This is a genomic window from Streptomyces sp. NPDC004721 (assembly GCF_053601495.1).
In genome coordinates this window covers 15,984-33,201 of record NZ_JBSGBZ010000026.1, presented here as the reverse complement: position 1 = coordinate 33,201, position 17,218 = coordinate 15,984, and the positions used below count along the sequence as shown (strand labels likewise).

The window sequence follows — 17,218 nt, the reverse complement described above, 5'->3', positions numbered from 1 at the left end:
TACCGATACCCGCACGCTCCAGCGCATCCGCGACCAGGGCCAGATTGTCCGCCGCAGCACCAGCCGCCGAGAACTCCTCGACAACCCGCCCCCACAACAGCTCCCCGTCGAACTCCGCCGACCGGACACGCGCATCCGACCCCGCCAACGCCTGCCGCTGCCGCGCAACCCGCAACAACCACGCACGGCGCTTCTGCGCCTGCACCGCACTCTTGGTCCGCGTCTTCAGACTGCTTCCGATGCGGGTACGCACACTCATTTCAATCCCATACCTCTCGGCGAGTCCCGACGTGGCCTACGTGATGGGGACATCAAGACAACCAGCAGCACTCACCGCCGCAGCCCCCGATACGGCGCCGCGCGCGGAGGACACGAGGGTCCCCCCGGGGTCAGGCCGCGAAGCGGAAGCTTACAGGAGCAGCGTCAGACCCCTGTTCCGCGGAGTTGGCCGGCCGGACAGCCAGAGTTTCCGGGTCCGTCAGGGCCAATTCAAACTACATCTCCACAAAAGTGGCATATCAACCAGAGTTGTTATTCACACCGTTCGTCCCGCCGCAGTCATTCGTCGTGACGTAGCCCACAGTGACGTTTGAGAGCACAAGGTTCCGGCGAGCATGCAAAATTACGGTCATGCATGTACCTTCACTCCCTGAAGTCCGCCGCCTCACGGAGAAGCGCCGAGACGCCTGGTGGACCGTCCTCCTGGTCGACCCCGTCGCCACCCCACTGGTCCGGTTGACCGCCAAGTGGACGCGCGTGACTCCGAACCAGATCACCTGGGCTGCGTTGGTACTGGGGATCGGAGCTGCGGCCTGCTTCGCGCAGGGGGATTGGCAGTGGCTCGTGGCCGGGGCTGTCATTTACCACGTCAGCTTCATCCTCGACTGCATGGACGGGAAACTCGCTCGACTGACGGGGAACGGTTCGGCATTCGGCGCCTGGCTGGACTACATCTTCGACCGGGTCCGTGTACTGATATGCGCCATCGCTCTGATGGGCGGGCAGTTTCAGAAGACCGACGACGTCACCTACATATGGTTGGCGCTGACGGTCGTCTTCCTCGACATGCTGCGGTACATCAACGCGCTCGAGATATACAAGGTGCGCCTCAATATGCGGCAGAAGCTGAAGGAGCGTACCGACGAAATGCTCTTCGGCGAGCCGGTGACCGGCGGCGAGGCTCCCGCGGACGGCGCGCAGAGCGCTTCCAAACCGCCGACGGAGGAGGAGGAAGAGGCAACCGCCCAGGTCGCGCCCGCAATCCTGCCGGCGGTCAATCCTCATCGGACCTTCATCACACGCCTCCCCGGCTATGTGCCTCTCCGTGACTTCCTGGTCAGCCACCGCATCCGCATCCATCTGTTCAGCGGTATCGAATTCCAGATGACGATCTTCATCATCGCGCCGCTGCTCAATTCCTTTGTGTGGCCGACGATCACCGCGGGTGCCCTGCTCCTCATCTTCGAGGTTCTCATCGTCTACCGGCTTGTTCTTGCTGCGCGCAATTTCGAGCACACCATGGCCAGTTACGACGAGGCAGAGCTCGAACTGAAAGTCCAGCAAGTGAATCCCGCAGAACAGACATCCCTTGCGTGAGGGCTGAAGTCATCATTCCGGGTCTCGACGAGAACGGGAGGCGCGTTGTTCACCAAGAAGGCGGGAAGGGTCTTCCCGGGCAGGACCCGCTGACCGTGAGTGCCGCGATGGCCGCCGCCTCGTACGAGGCGGCGGCCATCGCGGCGCTCTTGCTCCGGGCAAGCCGGCTGTCACCTGACCAACGGGTTCAGGCCCCGGGGCGCCGACTCAGGTCCGCACCGAACAACTGCAGCAGTTCGTCCTCGACCACCGGGGTGAGAGCTTCGACAAAGCCGTCCGCCAGGTGACCGTAATCCCGGTAGACCATGGTGTTCCCCACCACGGTGGGGCAGTTGCCGGACGGGGCGCAGACCCAGTCGTAGGGATCGATGATCGCCACGTCCTCGGCGGCCGCTGCCGCTCTGACCGCCTTGGTGACATCGGGCTTGGGATCGGCCTCCGAGCGGTCGCGGGCGCAGGAGTTCAGGCTGTCCGGGTGCGCCACCGCACAGTCCACCGCGTTGCCCTTCGGCCAGGGGGTGTCCAGCAGGGTGAGCACTTGGGTACGGCCCTGCTGGAGCATCCGGTACGTCTCGGCCTGCCCCTTGCCCCACGCCGTCGCCGTGTCGCCCTCCCCCCACAACTCCGCCGAATCGGAGCTCGACGTGATGACGAGCTCGGGCTCCATCTTCCGGATCTTGTCGAGGGTCACGTCCCGCCAGTTGTCACATGTCGAGTACGGACCGTTGTTGTACTCGATGGTGATCTGGGCGACCTTGCACGCATTCTTGGTGAACGAGTAGAGGCGCCAGTGGTGCTCGCGGGCGATCGCGTCGAGTGCCGGGAACCACTGTGCGACGTGCGAGTCGCCGAAGAGAACCACGGTGCGGTCGGCGTTGGTGTCGCCGTACAGACAGGGCTGTGTCTGCTTCTCCTCGGCCGTGGTCAGGGCACAGTCGTCGGTGTACACCTCGGACCTCTTGTAGGCCACGTCATACATACTCGGCTCAAGGTTGGACGGCAGCTTCTCCACCGGCTGTTCCAACAGCGTGGTCAGTGCGGCCTCGTGGTCGGACGCGCCCGCGATCGCCTCCCGCGTGTTCTGCCGCGCCCCGCCCGAGGCCAGGCTCGGCGGGAACTGCAGGGCGACCACAGCGGCCGCGGCCGCGACGGCCGACAGGCCCATACCCAGCGAGAGGCCCCGGCCGGCACGGCCCTTGAACGCGCGGTGGAAGCGCATCGGGTCCTCGATCAGGTGGAGGGTCAACCAGGCGAGAACGACACCGCCGAGCGCGGCGAGCAGCCGCAGCGGCCCGTCGTGCCGGCCGAAACCGGCGGCCGCCGGAACGATGACGATGAGCGGCCAGTGCCAGAGGTACCACGCGTAGGAGATGCCGCCGATCCAGACGGCGGGGCGCAGCGAGAGGATCGCGCCGGCGCCGTAGCGGCCGGCCGCCGCGCCTCCGGCGAGAACGGCGGCGGCGCCGAAGACCGGGATCACGGCGTTGTAGCCGGGGAAGACGGTGCTCTCGTCGAAGGCGACGGCCGCGTAGGCGATGGCGGCCAGGCCGGCCCAGCTCAGGGCCGCCGCGACCGGGCGAGGTATGGAGTCGAGGCGGTTCGCCGCCAGCGCCAGCAGGGCGCCCACCGCCAACTCCCAGATCCGTCCCTGCGACCCGAAGTAGGCCCAGGAGGGCGAGGATTCGGTGAGGTCGAGGTTCAGGGCGAAGGAGACGGTGGCGAGGAGGAGCAGGGGAATCGCCAGGAGGGCCCGGCGCCGGAAGAGCTTGAGGGCGACGATCAGGACGATGGGCCAGACCAGATAGAACTGCTCCTCGACCGCCAGTGACCAGAAGTGCTGGAACGGCGAGGGCGGCACGTCCGTGTTGAAGTAGTCGGTTCCGGCCTCGGCCAGCCGGAAGTTGACGACGTACCACGCGGAGGCGATGGCGTCCTTGGCGTAGTCCGCGAAGCGGAGCGGTCCCAGGAAGAGCCAGGAGCCCGCCAACGTCGCCGCGACCACGAGGGTGGAGGCGGGCAGCAGACGCAGCGCCCGGCGGGCGTAGAAGCGCCCCAGCGAGATCCGGCCGTCGCGGCTCCATTCGCGGAGCATCAGCGAGGTGATCAAGAAGCCTGAGATCACGAAAAAGACGTCCACGCCGACGTATCCACCGGCCAGCTGGGACACTCCCGAGTGGGCGACCACTACGAGCGAGACGGCCACCGCACGCAGGCCCTGGATGTCCAACCTCAGTCCGGCACCGCCCCCCGGATCGGGCCGTTTCCCGTCTTGCCCAGGAGCGCCGCCCTGCGGCTTCGGGATCGATGGGGTGGCCTCGGAAGCAGGCCGCGGGGGGTGCGCGAAACGGCGGACGGGCACCGTGAGGTTCTCCTTGCTCATGGGGCGTCGAGACGTGCACTCACGCCTGTGACACAGTCCGGGGCTCGTCGCGGTGGGACCGGTTGGCGCCTCGGAGCCGATGCTCGAATTTACACCGACAGAGCCGTACGCAATCACATCGTCTAACAAATGGGCAGGTTTGCGTTTAAGGGCGACCGCACGCCTCGGTCTTCACCGGCGCTTCACCGAGCCCCGGCGCGACGGCCGTCCGCGGGTATGCGCCGCCCCGGTGGGGTCGACGCGTCCCAACGCTGAATCACTCACGACATGCCAACGGCCCGGAAACCCAGAAACCGAACCGTCGCAGGTCAATGCATGAGCCGCTGAGACGCATCGGACCGCGTACGCGTGGCCACCCGCCCAGGCAGCGGCCACGCAGCCGCTTCCGAAGCTCAGAACGGCTCGAAGCCGTCGAACTCCCGCTCCGCCTCGTCCCGTTGGGCGTCGCGGTCCCGGCGGCGCTGGGCGGCCGGACGCGGCGCCTCGAAGCGATGGTCCTCGCCGCGGCGGCCGAGCATCTCCGCGCCCGCCGTGACCGACGGCTCCCAGTCGAAGACGACCGCGTTGTCCTCGGGTCCGATGGCGACGCCGTCGCCGCCCCGAGCGCCCGCCTTCATCAACGCCCCCTCGACACCGAGGCGGTTGAGCCGGTCGGCGAGGTAACCAACCGCCTCGTCGTTGTTGAAGTCGGTCTGGCGCACCCAGCGTTCGGGCTTCTCACCGCGGACACGGAAGAGGCCGTCGTCCTCGCGGGTGACGGAGAAGCCGGCGTCGTCGACCGCCTTCGGGCGGATGACGATCCGGGTCGCCTCCTCCTTCGGACGGGCGGCACGCGCCTTCGCGACCAGGTCGGCGAGCGCGTAGGACAGTTCCTTGAGCCCGATGTGCGCGACCGCCGACACCTCGAAGACGCGGTAGCCGCGCGCCTCCAGGTCGGGGCGGACCATCTCGGCGAGGTCCTTGCCGTCGGGCACGTCGGTCTTGTTCAGGACGACGATGCGGGGGCGGTTGCCGAGGCCGCCGTACTGCCGCAGCTCCTCCTCGATGACGTCGAGGTCGGAGACCGGGTCGCGGTCGGACTCCAGCGTCGCCGTGTCCAGTACGTGCACGAGCACGCTGCACCGCTCCACATGGCGCAGGAACTCCAGGCCCAGCCCCCTGCCCTGGCTGGCGCCGGGGATGAGGCCCGGCACGTCGGCGACGGTGTAGACGGTCGAACCGGCCGTCACCACGCCCAGGTTGGGCACGAGCGTGGTGAAGGGGTAGTCGGCGATCTTCGGCTTGGCCGCGGAGAGAACGGAGATGAGGGAGGACTTGCCGGCGCTCGGGTACCCGACCAGCGCCACGTCGGCGACGGTCTTCAGCTCCAGGACGATGTCCTGGAGGTCCCCCGGCTCGCCGAGCAGCGCGAAGCCGGGCGCCTTGCGCCGGGCGGAGGCCAGCGCCGCGTTGCCCAGGCCGCCCCGGCCGCCCTGCGCGGCGACGAAGGAGGTGCCGTGGCCGACCAGGTCGGCCAGCACGTTGCCCTGCTTGTCCAGGACCACCGTGCCGTCCGGCACCGCCAGCACCAGGTCCTCGCCGTCCTTGCCGGAGCGGTTGCCGCCCTCGCCGGGCTTGCCGTTGGTGGCCTTGCGGTGCGGGGAGTGGTGATACTCGAGCAGCGTCGTGACGGACTGGTCGACGGTGAGGATCACGTCGCCGCCGCGCCCGCCGTTGCCGCCGTCCGGGCCGCCCAGCGGCTTGAACTTCTCACGGTGCACGGAGGCACAGCCGTGGCCTCCGCTACCCGCGGCGACGTGCAGTTCGACGCGGTCCACGAAGGTGGTCATGGTGTGTGCCTCCAGCACTGAGCAAACGTACGAATGTGGTTACTGCGTAACACGCGAAAGGCGGACCCGCCTTCCCGCCGGGGAAGTGAGGTCCGCCTCGCGAAAGCTTCCGGTCAGGCGACCGGAACGATGTTCACGACCTTGCGGCCGCGGTGGCTGCCGAACTCCACCGCACCGGCCTGCAGCGCGAACAGCGTGTCGTCGCCGCCACGGCCGACGCCGGCGCCCGGGTGGAAGTGGGTGCCGCGCTGACGGACCAGGATCTCACCCGCGTTGACGACCTGACCGCCGAAGCGCTTCACGCCGAGCCGCTGGGCATTGGAGTCGCGACCGTTCCGGGTGGACGATGCGCCCTTCTTGTGTGCCATGTCTCCTCAGTCCCTTACTTCGCAGCCGCGGGGATCGACGTGACCTTGATCGCCGTGTACTGCTGGCGGTGGCCCTGCCGACGACGGTAGCCGGTCTTGTTCTTGTAGCGCAGAATGTCGATCTTCTGGCCCTTGTGGTGGTCCACGACCTCGGCCTGGACCTTGATGCCGGCCAGCACCCACGGGTCACTGGTCACAGCGTCGCCGTCGACAACGAGCAGGGTCGAGAGCTCGACCGTGTCGCCAACCTTGGCAGTGGAAATCTTGTCAACCTCAACGATGTCGCCGACAGCAACCTTGTGCTGGCGACCACCGCTGCGCACGATGGCGTACACGCGGATCTCACTCTCTCGCTCGGAACGGCATCCCCGCAGTCCAGCCGCCCCGCGACACGCGCGAACAGCCTCTCCCGGCCACAGCCCGTGCGGGCCCGTTCCCGGGAGGAAGAGGTTTACGAGGATGAGACGCATCTGGCGACACGCCGACGGTCAAGGTTACGGGGCCCGGCTTGAGGGGTCAAACCGGGCCCTCAGTCGCCGATGAACCACAGAAACCTGTGCGTTCCCGCCAGGTGCTTCTCACCCCCGGCCGGGCCGGAAACAGCCGCGTGCCCCGGTCCGGCACACCGCAGGGGTGTCCGGGCCGGGGCACGCGGCCGGGGCTGGGCCCTCGTCACTCCTCCGCCGACGAGCCGACCGAGGACGGCGCCTGCTGGGCCGCCGCCGCGGTCTTCTTGGCCGTCGCCTTCTTGGCCGTCGTCTTCTTGGCCGCGGTCTTCTTGGCGGTCGTCGTCTTCGCCGCCTTCTTGGCCGTGGCCTTCTTCACGGCCGTCTTCTTGGCCGCGGTCTTCTTGGTGGCGGCCTTCTTCGCCGTCGCCTTCTTGGCCGTCTTGCGGGCCGCCGCCTTCTTCGCCGGAGTCGCCTCCGACGCGGTCTCCTCGGCGGGCTCCTCCGCGGCGGCGGCCGATTCGGCCTCCTCCGCCGGGGCCGACGGGACGACCATGACGGCCGTGTCCTCGGGCGCGGTCGGCGCGGTGGCCTTGCGCACGGCGCGGCGGCGCGGACGGGCCGGGGCGGCGGGCTCGGCCGGGGCCTCCGGCTGCTCCGCCGGAACGGGAGCCTCGTCGACCGCGACCTCCTGCGGCTCGGCGGGTGCCACCGGCGCGGCCTCGGACACCGTCACCACGGTCTCCTCGGCACCCGCCGGGGAGCCGGCCGGCGCCGACACCTTGCGGGTCGCGCGGCGACGCGTACGGCCCTTGGGAGCGGCCTCCGCGACCGGGGCCTCGGCGGCGGGCGCCAGGACGGCCAGGTCCTCGACGGCCACGGGCTCGGCCTGAGCCCGTTCCGCCGGCTCCGGGCGCGCGGCCTCCTCTGCCGCCGTGACGTCCTGGGCCGTGGGAGCCGGGGTGCCACCGTCGGCGTGGGCCTTCGGCGCGCCCGCGGGCGCGGACGCCCGCCGGCCCGCCCGGCGCCGCGTACGGCCTCGGCTCGCCGCGGCCTCCGCCTCGGCGACGCTGCTGTACAGCTCCTCGTCCGGGGCCATCTCCAGCGCGGGCAGCGCGATGGGCTCGGCGGCCTCCGTCTCGGCCTCCGCCTCCTCCTCGGCGGTCGGGGCGACCACCTCGGCGGCCACGGCCTCGTGCTCGTGCGGCTGCTCGGCACCGGCGCGGGCGCGCTTGCGGCGCTTGCTCCCGCCGCCACCGCCGGCGCTCGCCTGCTCCAGGTGGACGATGACGCCGCGGCCGTTGCAGTGCACGCAGGTCTCGGAGAAGGACTCCAGCAGGCCCTGGCCCACCCGCTTGCGGGTCATCTGCACCAGGCCCAGCGAGGTCACCTCGGCCACCTGGTGCTTCGTACGGTCGCGGCCCAGGCACTCCAGCAGGCGGCGCAGCACCAGGTCGCGGTTGGACTCCAGGACCATGTCGATGAAGTCGATCACGATGATGCCGCCGAGGTCGCGCAGCCGGAGCTGACGCACGATCTCCTCGGCCGCCTCCAGGTTGTTCCTGGTGACCGTCTCCTCCAGGTTGCCGCCCTGGCCGGTGAACTTGCCGGTGTTGACGTCGATGACGACCATCGCCTCGGTCCGGTCGATCACCAGCGAACCGCCGCTGGGCAGCCAGACCTTGCGGTCCAGCGCCTTGGCGAGCTGCTCGTCGATCCGGTACGTGGCGAAGACGTCGACCTCGCTGGTCCAGCGCTGCAGACGCGGCGCGAGGTCCGGGGCGACGTGCGAGACGTACCCGTGGATCGTCTGCCACGCCTCGTCACCGCTGACGATGACCTTGGAGAAGTCCTCGTTGAAGATGTCGCGCACGACCCGGACGGTCATGTCCGGCTCGCCGTACAACAGCGACGGAGCGCTCGAGCTGCCGCCGTTCTTGGCCTTCTTCTGGATGTCCTCCCACTGCGCCTGGAGCCGCTCGACGTCCCTGCGCAGCTCGTCCTCGCTCGCGCCCTCGGCGGCGGTGCGCACGATGACGCCCGCGTCCTCGGGGACGATCTTCTTGAGGATGGTCTTCAGCCGGGCCCGCTCGGTGTCGGGCAGCTTGCGGCTGATGCCGGTCATCGAGCCCTCGGGTACGTACACGAGGTAGCGGCCCGGGAGGGAGACCTGGCTGGTCAGACGGGCGCCCTTGTGTCCGATGGGGTCCTTGGTGACCTGGACGAGCACGGACTGGCCGGACTTGAGGGCGGACTCGATGCGCCGGGGGCCGTTGGCCATGCCGAGCGCCTCGAAGTTGACCTCACCGGCGTACAGCACGGCGTTGCGGCCCTTGCCGATGTCGATGAAGGCGGCCTCCATCGAGGGCAGGACGTTCTGCACCTTGCCGAGGTAGACGTTGCCGACGTACGAGGTCGACTGCTCCTTGTTGACGTAGTGCTCGACGAGCACGCCGTCCTCCAGGACGCCGATCTGCGTACGGTCGCCGTGCTGCCGGACCGCCATCACGCGCTCGACGGCCTCACGGCGGGCCAGGAACTCGGCCTCGGTGATGATCGGCACCCGGCGGCGGCCCTGCTCGCGGCCCTCGCGGCGGCGCTGCTTCTTGGCCTCCAGGCGGGTCGAGCCCTTGATGGACTGCACCTCGTCGGACGGCTCGGCAGCCTTGCGGGGCTCGCGGACCTTGACGACGGTGCGCTCGGGGTCGTCGGCGGACGGCTCGTTGTCCGTGCCGCTGTCACCGGCCCGGCGACGACGCCGACGGCGACGTCGGCTGCTGCTGGAGCCACCGCCACCCTGCCGCCCCTCGTCCTCGTCGGCCGACTCCTCGTCGTCCTCGTCGAGCTGCTCGGCGGTGTCCTCGGCGTCCTGCGCGGCCTGCTCGGCGGCAAGCTCGTCGCTCTCCTCCGCGTCCTCGTCCCCGCCGGCCTCGGCGGACTCGCCCCGGCGACGGCGGCGGCCACCGCGACGGCGGCGACGGCGCGAACCGGACTCCTCGCCGTCCTCGCCCTCGGCGGCTTCCTCGGCCGACTCGGCGGTCTCCTCCTCCGTCTCGTCCTCGGCGGACTCGTCGGCGGGCCCGGCCGCCCGGGTCTCGGGCTCCTCGCCACCGGAACCCCGGCGGCGACGGCGGCGGCGCGAACCGCCCGGCTCGGCCTGCTCGGCCTGCTCGGCCTGCTCGGCCTGCTCGGCCTGCTCGGCCTGCTCGGGCTGCTCCTCCGGAAGCTCCTCGACCTCCGCGGCCTCGGCTGCCGCCGCGGCGGCGGCCCGCTCCGGGGTCTGGAACATCGGCTCGGTGAAGACGGGCGCCTGGAACACGGCGACTGCGGGGCGCGCGGGCCGACGCGGCGACTCGCCGTCGCCGGCGGCGGACTCGGCGGCGGGCTCGGAGAACCCGGTCGCGGCACGCCGGACGACCCGACGCCGGCTCCGCCGCGTCCCGGTCTCCTCGGCCCCGGCCTCGGCGGCGGTCGCCTTGGGCGCCTGCGACTCGTCGGCGGCAGGGGTGCTGGGGGCGACGGCGGCGGGGGCCTCGTCCTCGCCGGGAGCCTCGGCGGACTGGGCCGCGGGGGCCTCGGTGACGCCTGCGGTCTGGGCGGCGGGCTCGGACACGCGGCGTGTGGCACGACGACGGGTACGCCGCGGAGCCTCGTCCTCCACGACCTCGGCGGCTGGCTCGGGGGTAGCGGCCTCCTCGACGGGGGCGCCGCTCCCGGACTCCGCCGCACTCTCGGGCGAGGCGGCGGGCTCGGACACACGCCGCGTGGCACGCCGGCGAGCGCGGCGCGGAGCCTCGTCCTCCGCAATCTGGGCAACGGGCTCAGGCTCGGCGGGCTCGGGGATCACGGCCTCGGGAGCGGTGTTCACCGCGGGGGCCTCAGGTGCCTCGGCCGCGGCGGGGGCACCGGCGGGCGTGGACACGCGGCGGGTCGCGCGGCGCCGCGTACGAGCGGCAGGCGCGGGCGCCTCGGCCGCCGGCTCGGCGACAGCCTCGGCACTCACCGGCTGCTCCGCGCTCTCCGCGGGCGTGGCGGGGACGACCGTGTCGACCGCCTCCGCGGACGCGGCGGACGCTGTGGGCGCGGACACGCTGCGCGTGGCACGCCGGCGGGTACGCCGCGGAGCGGCGGCCTCGCCGACCTCCACGGACCCGGCGGGCGTCTCGACGGCACCGGCCCCGGTGGCCGGCGTCTCGGCGACGGCCGCCGCCGGCACGACGGTCTCGGCGGCAGCCTCGCCCTGGGCGGTCGAGGGGGTCCCGGCGGGCACGGAGACACGGCGGCGCGCACGGCGCGTGGGAGCGGCCTCCGCGGCGGCTTCCACAAGGGCGGCGGCCTCGGCCGCTTCCTCTGTCTCCTCGGTCTCCTCCGGCGCCTCGCCGGTGACCGCGACCGTCTCGGCGGTCACCGTCTCGGCGGCCCCGGGAGTCTCCTGCTCCTCCACCTGTTCCGCGAGTTCCGCGGAGGTGGCGGCCGGTACGGCCGGAGCGGTGATCTCGGCCGCGGCCTCGGAGGTCGCGGCGGCGGGCGGACCCGCCGGGCGGGACGCGGCACGGCGCCGACGACGCGGCGGCAGGGTGTCGCTGGGAGTGTTCAGTTCTTCGGAACCCTCGATGGGTTCGGTCGGTTCGAGCATGCGGGGGTATCTCCCGTCAGGCTCCCGGGCGCCGCGCCTGGTCCGGCGCCGATCACGTCGATCGACACCGTTGACGTCCGCGGCCGCGCATGGGCGCCGGCCGCCGTCCGGGGCGCGGGCGCCGCACGGGAGCTCTCTGTGTCCTGTCTCGCCGGTTCCGTACGCCTTGTCGTGTACGGCCTGGCGAAAGTCTTCTGGTCGGTGCGCTGCCCGACCCAGGTGGCTCCCGAGTACGAGGGCGGCGCTTCGACGTCCGTCCCGATGCGGAACCGTCCCTACGCGGGCGCCTTCGCGGCGGCAGGAACGGCGGCCCCCACTGAATCGGCCGGGGCGGCCAGGTCTGCCTCGCGGTCGGGCGCGAGCGGGTCGGTCACCGTGCCGGTCTCTTCATCGAGCAGCCCCTGCGCCAGCCTGGTCACCGCTGCGGGGACCGGCGGCGCCAGGTCGGCCACGGCGCGGAGACCGGACAGGACGTCGTCGGGTCGCACGGCAGGCGTCACGTGCCGAACAACCAGCCGTAGTATCGCACAAGGCTGGTCGGTCGGCCCATCAGCCGCCGAACGGTGCGTTTCCGCACTCTCCAGGTCCACCACCGCGGACCGGGCGTCGAAGGTGCGCATGCCGTTCTTGGTCAGGCGCTGCACTTCCACGGTCTCGGCCCTGTTGAAGGCCGCGACCGCGCGTTCGGCCTCGGCCGGGTCCACACCGTCCAGCCGCAGCTCCCACACGGAAGCGGTCAGCCGGTCGGCGAGCCCCGGCGTACGGGCCTCGACCGCCTCGACGATGTCCAGCCCGGCGGGCAACGACTCGTCGAGAAGCTCACGCAGACGCTCCGGCTCGCGGGGCGCGGTGAGCGCGATCTCCAGGTACTCCGCCTCACTGCCCGTGCCGGTGGGTGCGGCATTGGCATAGGACACCTTCGGGTGCGGCGTGAACCCCGCCGAGTACGCCATCGGCACCTCGGCACGGCGCAGCGCACGCTCGAAGGCGCGCTGGAAGTCACGGTGGCTGGTGAACCGGAGGCGGCCACGCTTGGTGTAGCGCAGTCGGATGCGCTGCACCGCGGGTGCGGGCGGTGGGCCTTCGGGCTGTCGCTTGCCCAGTGGAACTTCTCCTCGTGTACGGCGGACGGTCCGTGGCACCACCCCGCGTCGGCGGGGAGCGTCCGGTCCGGCACCTTTGCGGTGCCGTCCCGTCCGGATCACCCCCGCGTCGGCGGGGAGACTTCGCGCCCGGTCCTTGTCTCTAGAGTACGCGTCTCGGCCGCCACGGGTTCCCGACGGGCCACCGGCCGGGGTTCCCCGAGGAGCGCCCGGCGCAGGTCCGCGCGGGTCTGCCGGGCGATGTCGCGCGCCGCGGCGAAAGCCTGCCGGGTGGTGCGGCCCACCTGGCGCGCGGCTCGCGCCGCGGGGCGCAGGACGGCGTCCCGGACGGCGTGCCCGAGGGGCGTGAGCACCCGGCGGTACGCCCAGCGCACCGGCTCCACGACGAGCAGGCGCAGGACGCTCCCCAGGAACCGCCCGACGGCGAGGGAGATCCACCCGGCCACCCGCCAGGCATGCCCGAGGGCGTCCGCCACCTCCCGCCCGGCGACGGCCAGGGCGCGACCGGCGGGGACGAGCACCCACCGCCACAGCCCCCTCCCGCACCAGGCGAGCCCACGGCCGGCCGGTGTGAGGGCCCACCACCACAGCGCGAGCGCGGGCAGGACGAGCAGGACACGGCAGGTCCAGTACAGAACCGCACCGACCCCCGCGGCCACCGCCGCGAGGACCCACCACAGCCCCCTCGCACACCAGGCGAGCGCACGGCCGACCGGCGTGAGGATCCAGGTCCAGCACCACTTGCCGGGGGCCACGAGGAGCCACCGGACGAGCCAGGCCACGCCCGCGAACACCGCTGCTCCCACGGCGGCGAGCACGAGCCCGAACCTCCTGAGCGCCCACTCGGCCGCGCGCCCGATCGGCGTGAGCACGCGCGCGTACATCCACGCGAGCAGGTCGCCGGCTCTTCGCGCGAGCCACACGAGCGCGTGCCCGATCGGCGTCAGCACCCACCGGTACGCCCATACGAGCGGGGCGACGACCAGTACGCGCCCGAGCCATACAAGTGGTACGACGACCAGTACGCGCCCGAGCCATGCGAGCGCCCGGCCGAGCGGTCGCAGCACGGTGTCGCGCAGGAGCCGCCCGCCGACGACGAGCGCGTCCCACGCCATGCGCACCGGCACGACCAGCACGAGCACGACGATCCGTACGGGCATCCGGATCGCCACCACGAGGCACCCCTCGGGCGGTCGCTCACCGGTCCCCCGCTTCTCCAGTTCCATACCGGAGAGGACGCGGCGGCGCCCCCGCCGGATGCACGAGGCCCACACATCACTCGGCAGGAATCCGAAGGGGCCGGACCCCGATCCGCCTCTGCCCGCCCACGGCAACGGAGCGGACCGAACCGGCCCGCCCCGCCCGTTCCGCGCCGCGGATTACTTGTGAATCGTCGCGCAGGCCTTGGTTCCCGGGTAATTGTGCCAATACCCGCAGATCTTGCTGCCGTCCGCCGCCGAAAGCCCCCAGGTGGTTCCGACCGTCTTCTTCTCGACCCGCGCGGCACTGACGGTTTGGCTCATGAAACCGCCCGATCCGTCCGTGAAGTTGATGTGCGCGTAATCGGTCCAGGCCCGGTTGTTCGACTGCTTGGACAGGTAGAAGCTGTCCACCTTGAGCCCGGTCCCGTTCACCGTGATACAAACGGATCCGGACCCGTCCGTGGATCCCGCATTCCCGGTGCAGTTCGTCGCGCTGAACGGAGTGGCATCCACCGCCTGGGCATTCCCGCCGAACATCGTGATACCCATGACAGCGGCGGCTATTGCGGTCAGGACCTTCTTCAAGTGGCTTCACACCTCAAGCAATTGAGCGGCAAGTGACAGGTCATATAAACAATTCCCAGCACACCGCAGCCACTCGTTTCCGGCCTCTATCTGACCAGTTCCCCACTTCTCAAACACGTTGAAGCCCCCTCCCGTTCAACGGGAGGGGGCCGACTCGATCCGGGCGGAACCGCCGCCGCTGACCGGCCGTCAGCGGCGGCGACTGTTCAGGAGCCGCTCCTGCTCTGGGCCGCGGCCATCGCCTCGGCGTCGGAGTCCGCCACCGCGATGGCGAAGCCGAGCGCCTCGGTGATGTGACCCGCCGCCGCCATCACGCGTGCCGTGCCCACCACGGGAGCGATCGCGACGAGAACGTCCTGCACCTGCTCCACCGTCAGGTTGGCCTTGACCGCGGGATCGACATGGGCGAGGTAGGAGACCGCCGGTGCGTCCATGGCCGCGAGCGCGGCGATACGCGTGAGGATCAGGGTCCTGTTGTCCATGCCGCATCGCTCGATCGAGTCGATGGTCATCGCGGCGAGCGTGTCGAGAACGGGAGCGTCGGACGCTGTAGCCATATCCGGACCGCCTTCCGGTCCTGTGCGGAACCGGCACGACGACACCCGCACAACATGGCACCGCGCGCCGGCGGCTTGCACTTCCACCGTATGGTCCCCCCGCCCCACCCGCACACGGGACCACTCGGCGCCGGTGCGGCGTTCTTGGGATCGCCAAGCCCGCGGTCCGAGTGCCTCGCTCGGCTCAGTGTGCGTGACCGCTCGACGCAGGTGCCGGGACCGCGTTCTTGACCGTCAGGGGCAGGAGCTTCTTGCCGGTCGGGCCGATCCGGGAACCCGTGCGACCGGATCCTGCTCGGCCGACGGGCCGGCGGAACCGGTCGGCCCGCGTCGGCTGCGGAGGGTGCGCTGCGGCCACCACAGGACGTACAGGGCGGAACCGGCCGCGAAGGCCAGCCGGATCAGGCCCCGCGCGGAGTCGGAGGGGACCAGCAGGGTGCTGCCGTAGAGGGAGATCAGGGCGATCCAGCTCACCCAGGGCACCAGCCGCCGCTGACCGATCGAGTCCCAGATCAGCGTGCCGAGCAGGACCGAGGCGTTGTAGTACGTGTACACGCTCGGGTCCAGTACGATCCGCGCATCGGCGGCCAGCAGCACTACGGCGGCCCAGCGGTGCCTGCGCACCGCGAGCGCGCCCAGGGCCATGCCCAGGGTCATCTGCGCGGGGCGGTCCCACCAGGGGGTGCCCGGGTCATTCACGCCGAACCAGCGCAGGGCGGAGGCCGGCTGGTTGGGGATGGTGAAGTGCGCCGCAGCGAAGGTGTCCAGATGGGTCAAGTAGAACGGCAGCCAGGCGACGGCCACCAGCCCGACCACCCAGGCGCCCGCCCTCAGCCGTACGGGCCGGGGCAGCGCCAGCAGCAGCGGCAGGAAGCCCACCGCCCAGGGCTTGGAGTCAACGGCCAGGGCCAGCAGGACCCCGACGGCGGTGGCGTTGCCGCGCACCACCGCGCGCACGGCAAGGGTGGTGAAGAACAGCGCCAGCACGTCGTCGAGGTGCGCGAAACGCACCGCGACCTCCACCCACATGGGGATGAAGGCGGCCCCGGCGACCAGTACGCGCTGCTGGAGGCGCCGGTGGTTCAGTCCGGTGCCCCGGTAGTGGTCGGCGGCGGTGCGACCGACCAGAACCAGCATGTACAGCCCGAGGCCCGACATGAACGCGTCCGCCAGCTTCTCGCCCACGACCTCGGGGAACGGCGTGAACAGGCCGGCGACCACGAAACTGACCGGGCCGATCTGCAGTTCGGGATGGTTGGCGTACAGCCCGAGGCCGCCGCCCGGAATCCCACCGAACAGCAGCTCCTCACCGGTTCTCAGATAGTGCCAGGACACGGCGCCGTGGCGCTCGGCCACGACGAACCAGAGGGCCGTCCACACAGTCAGCAGAGCGGTGTGCCACCTCACCGGATGCCGTCCGAGCCGGCCGAGCCGCGCCCCGGTCCTGGGCCCGTCTGCCGCCGTATCCGCGTTCCGCACGTTCCGTCCTTCCTCCAGACGCCACGGCGAGCGAGCCGTCTGTCGCGAATCGGCGGCAGCATAACGGCACAATTTCCAGATTGCGCAAATATGACGTGACGCCTGGGCGGTGGGCGGTGGGCGGAAGGAAATCCACGCAGGAGCGTCACATCGGCGGAGCCGCCCCGCTGGGCTCGGCACGGATCAGGGAGAGGACACGCCGGAGCCAGGCACCCCCTTCAGTGCGGTGACGGTATCGGGTCCAGGGCGTTGCCGACGGTGCAGCCGCCCTCTCCGGGCATCCGCTGGATCTGGGGCGGCATCCACACCTCGGTGGCGCCGGGGACCACGCGGGCAAGAAGGCAGTCCTGCGCGTCGAAGCCATTGCCCTTCACCGACAGGAGAACGCCGACCCGGCCGCCGTCCGCCTTCACCTCGGTACGGATCGCCGGATCCAGGTCCACGGCGGCGAGCGTACGGCGCACCTCGGCCTCGTCCACCCGGCCGCCCTCCGGCACCCGGGGAAGTTTCGCGCGGAGCTCCTCGTAGGGCAGCCGGGGCGGTTCGGGTGGCGGGGCGAAGGTCAGCGGCCGGCCATCCGGGCAGTCCACGTCACGGGGATCCTGATCCTCACCCCACTCCGACTTGGGCGACACCCGCACCGCGAAACAGCGCCGCACGGCGACCTCCTCAAGGTCGCGCCATCCCACAGACGTGCGGACGACCACGTCGACGCCGTCCCCGTCGTGTGTCGAGGTACCCGTCACCCGCAGTACCTCCACCCCGTCGATGCCGGAAGCGGAGCGCCCGACCTCCTCCGCCGTGCGCGGACGCTGGCCGTAGAGCCGCTCGCCCGCTTTCCTGGCCACCTCCCGTGCGGCGTCCGTCGCCTCGTCCTCGGCGTAGGACTGCACCACCCCGCAGCCGGCGGTGAACAGCAACAGCGGGGCGAGCAGCAGCAGTCGGCGCATGCGTCCACCCTTCCGGCGCCGCGCACGGCGGGCAACCGCTCGCGTACTCAGACCGGCGTAGGTGATCGTACGGAGCCGGTCCGGCGA

General features: G+C 71.2%; 12 protein-coding genes and 1 pseudogene. 1 reads left to right on the top strand and 12 read right to left on the bottom strand.

Annotated elements, in window-relative coordinates:
- Positions 1–259, bottom strand: a pseudogene (locus tag ACWEK3_RS23710) (sugar phosphotransferase); the annotation flags it as partial.
- Between the two features lie 371 nt (positions 260–630).
- Here ACWEK3_RS23710 and ACWEK3_RS23705 point away from each other — a divergent pair.
- Complete coding sequence (locus ACWEK3_RS23705; protein ID WP_450547188.1) at positions 631–1,596, top strand: CDP-alcohol phosphatidyltransferase family protein; 966 nt, start codon at positions 631–633, stop codon at positions 1,594–1,596.
- Between the two features lie 187 nt (positions 1,597–1,783).
- On the opposite strand, the gene ACWEK3_RS23700 is transcribed toward ACWEK3_RS23705, so the two are convergent.
- The 11 genes from ACWEK3_RS23700 to ACWEK3_RS23650 all read right to left on the bottom strand — a co-directional run bounded on the left by ACWEK3_RS23700 (position 1,784) and on the right by ACWEK3_RS23650 (position 17,131).
- Positions 1,784–3,823 (bottom strand): acyltransferase family protein, encoded by a 2,040-nt coding sequence (locus ACWEK3_RS23700; protein ID WP_450540937.1) that lies wholly within the window; start codon positions 3,821–3,823, stop codon positions 1,784–1,786.
- A 545-nt stretch (positions 3,824–4,368) separates the two neighbouring features.
- Positions 4,369–5,805, bottom strand: a complete 1,437-nt coding sequence (obgE, locus tag ACWEK3_RS23695) for a GTPase ObgE (RefSeq protein WP_453250569.1) — start codon at positions 5,803–5,805, stop codon at positions 4,369–4,371.
- A 113-nt stretch (positions 5,806–5,918) separates the two neighbouring features.
- Positions 5,919–6,173, bottom strand: coding sequence for a 50S ribosomal protein L27 (gene rpmA / locus ACWEK3_RS23690; protein ID WP_061922958.1), 255 nt, complete (start codon positions 6,171–6,173; stop codon positions 5,919–5,921).
- Between the two features lie 14 nt (positions 6,174–6,187).
- Positions 6,188–6,508: a 50S ribosomal protein L21 gene (gene rplU, locus ACWEK3_RS23685; protein ID WP_030749991.1), complete on the bottom strand. Its 321-nt coding sequence runs from the start codon at positions 6,506–6,508 to the stop codon at positions 6,188–6,190.
- A gap of 337 nt (positions 6,509–6,845) precedes the next feature.
- Complete coding sequence (locus ACWEK3_RS23680; protein WP_453250546.1) at positions 6,846–11,255, bottom strand: Rne/Rng family ribonuclease; 4,410 nt, start codon at positions 11,253–11,255, stop codon at positions 6,846–6,848.
- Positions 11,256–11,530: 275 nt separating this feature from the next.
- The gene (locus tag ACWEK3_RS23675; protein ID WP_453250545.1) at positions 11,531–12,316 is read right to left on the bottom strand and encodes a TIGR03936 family radical SAM-associated protein; all 786 of its coding nucleotides are present in this window, start codon (positions 12,314–12,316) and stop codon (positions 11,531–11,533) included.
- A gap of 140 nt (positions 12,317–12,456) precedes the next feature.
- Complete coding sequence (locus ACWEK3_RS23670; protein ID WP_453250544.1) at positions 12,457–13,584, bottom strand: hypothetical protein; 1,128 nt, start codon at positions 13,582–13,584, stop codon at positions 12,457–12,459.
- Between the two features lie 153 nt (positions 13,585–13,737).
- Entirely contained in the window at positions 13,738–14,145 is a 408-nt protein-coding gene (locus ACWEK3_RS23665; protein WP_450540943.1) for a hypothetical protein, read from the bottom strand.
- 206 nt (positions 14,146–14,351) lie between these two features.
- Positions 14,352–14,702, bottom strand: a complete 351-nt coding sequence (locus tag ACWEK3_RS23660) for a carboxymuconolactone decarboxylase (RefSeq protein WP_376404475.1) — start codon at positions 14,700–14,702, stop codon at positions 14,352–14,354.
- A 234-nt stretch (positions 14,703–14,936) separates the two neighbouring features.
- Entirely contained in the window at positions 14,937–16,181 is a 1,245-nt protein-coding gene (locus tag ACWEK3_RS23655) for a hypothetical protein (RefSeq protein ID WP_453250543.1), read from the bottom strand.
- Between the two features lie 218 nt (positions 16,182–16,399).
- Positions 16,400–17,131: a translation initiation factor IF-2 gene (locus ACWEK3_RS23650; RefSeq protein ID WP_453250542.1), complete on the bottom strand. Its 732-nt coding sequence runs from the start codon at positions 17,129–17,131 to the stop codon at positions 16,400–16,402.
- Positions 17,132–17,218: the final 87 nt, after the last annotated feature.

Excerpts from the sequence above, each read along its gene's own strand:
- ACWEK3_RS23705 (WP_450547188.1), top strand. The coding sequence starts at position 631 with ATGCATGTACCTTCACTCCCTGAAGTCCGCCGCCTCACGGAGAAGCGC.
- obgE (WP_453250569.1), bottom strand. The coding sequence starts at position 5,805 with ATGACCACCTTCGTGGACCGCGTCGAACTGCACGTCGCCGCGGGTAGC.
- rpmA (WP_061922958.1), bottom strand. The coding sequence starts at position 6,173 with ATGGCACACAAGAAGGGCGCATCGTCCACCCGGAACGGTCGCGACTCC.
- ACWEK3_RS23680 (WP_453250546.1), bottom strand. The coding sequence starts at position 11,255 with ATGCTCGAACCGACCGAACCCATCGAGGGTTCCGAAGAACTGAACACT.
- ACWEK3_RS23670 (WP_453250544.1), bottom strand. The coding sequence starts at position 13,584 with ATGGAACTGGAGAAGCGGGGGACCGGTGAGCGACCGCCCGAGGGGTGC.
- ACWEK3_RS23660 (WP_376404475.1), bottom strand. The coding sequence starts at position 14,702 with ATGGCTACAGCGTCCGACGCTCCCGTTCTCGACACGCTCGCCGCGATG.
- ACWEK3_RS23650 (WP_453250542.1), bottom strand. The coding sequence starts at position 17,131 with ATGCGCCGACTGCTGCTGCTCGCCCCGCTGTTGCTGTTCACCGCCGGC.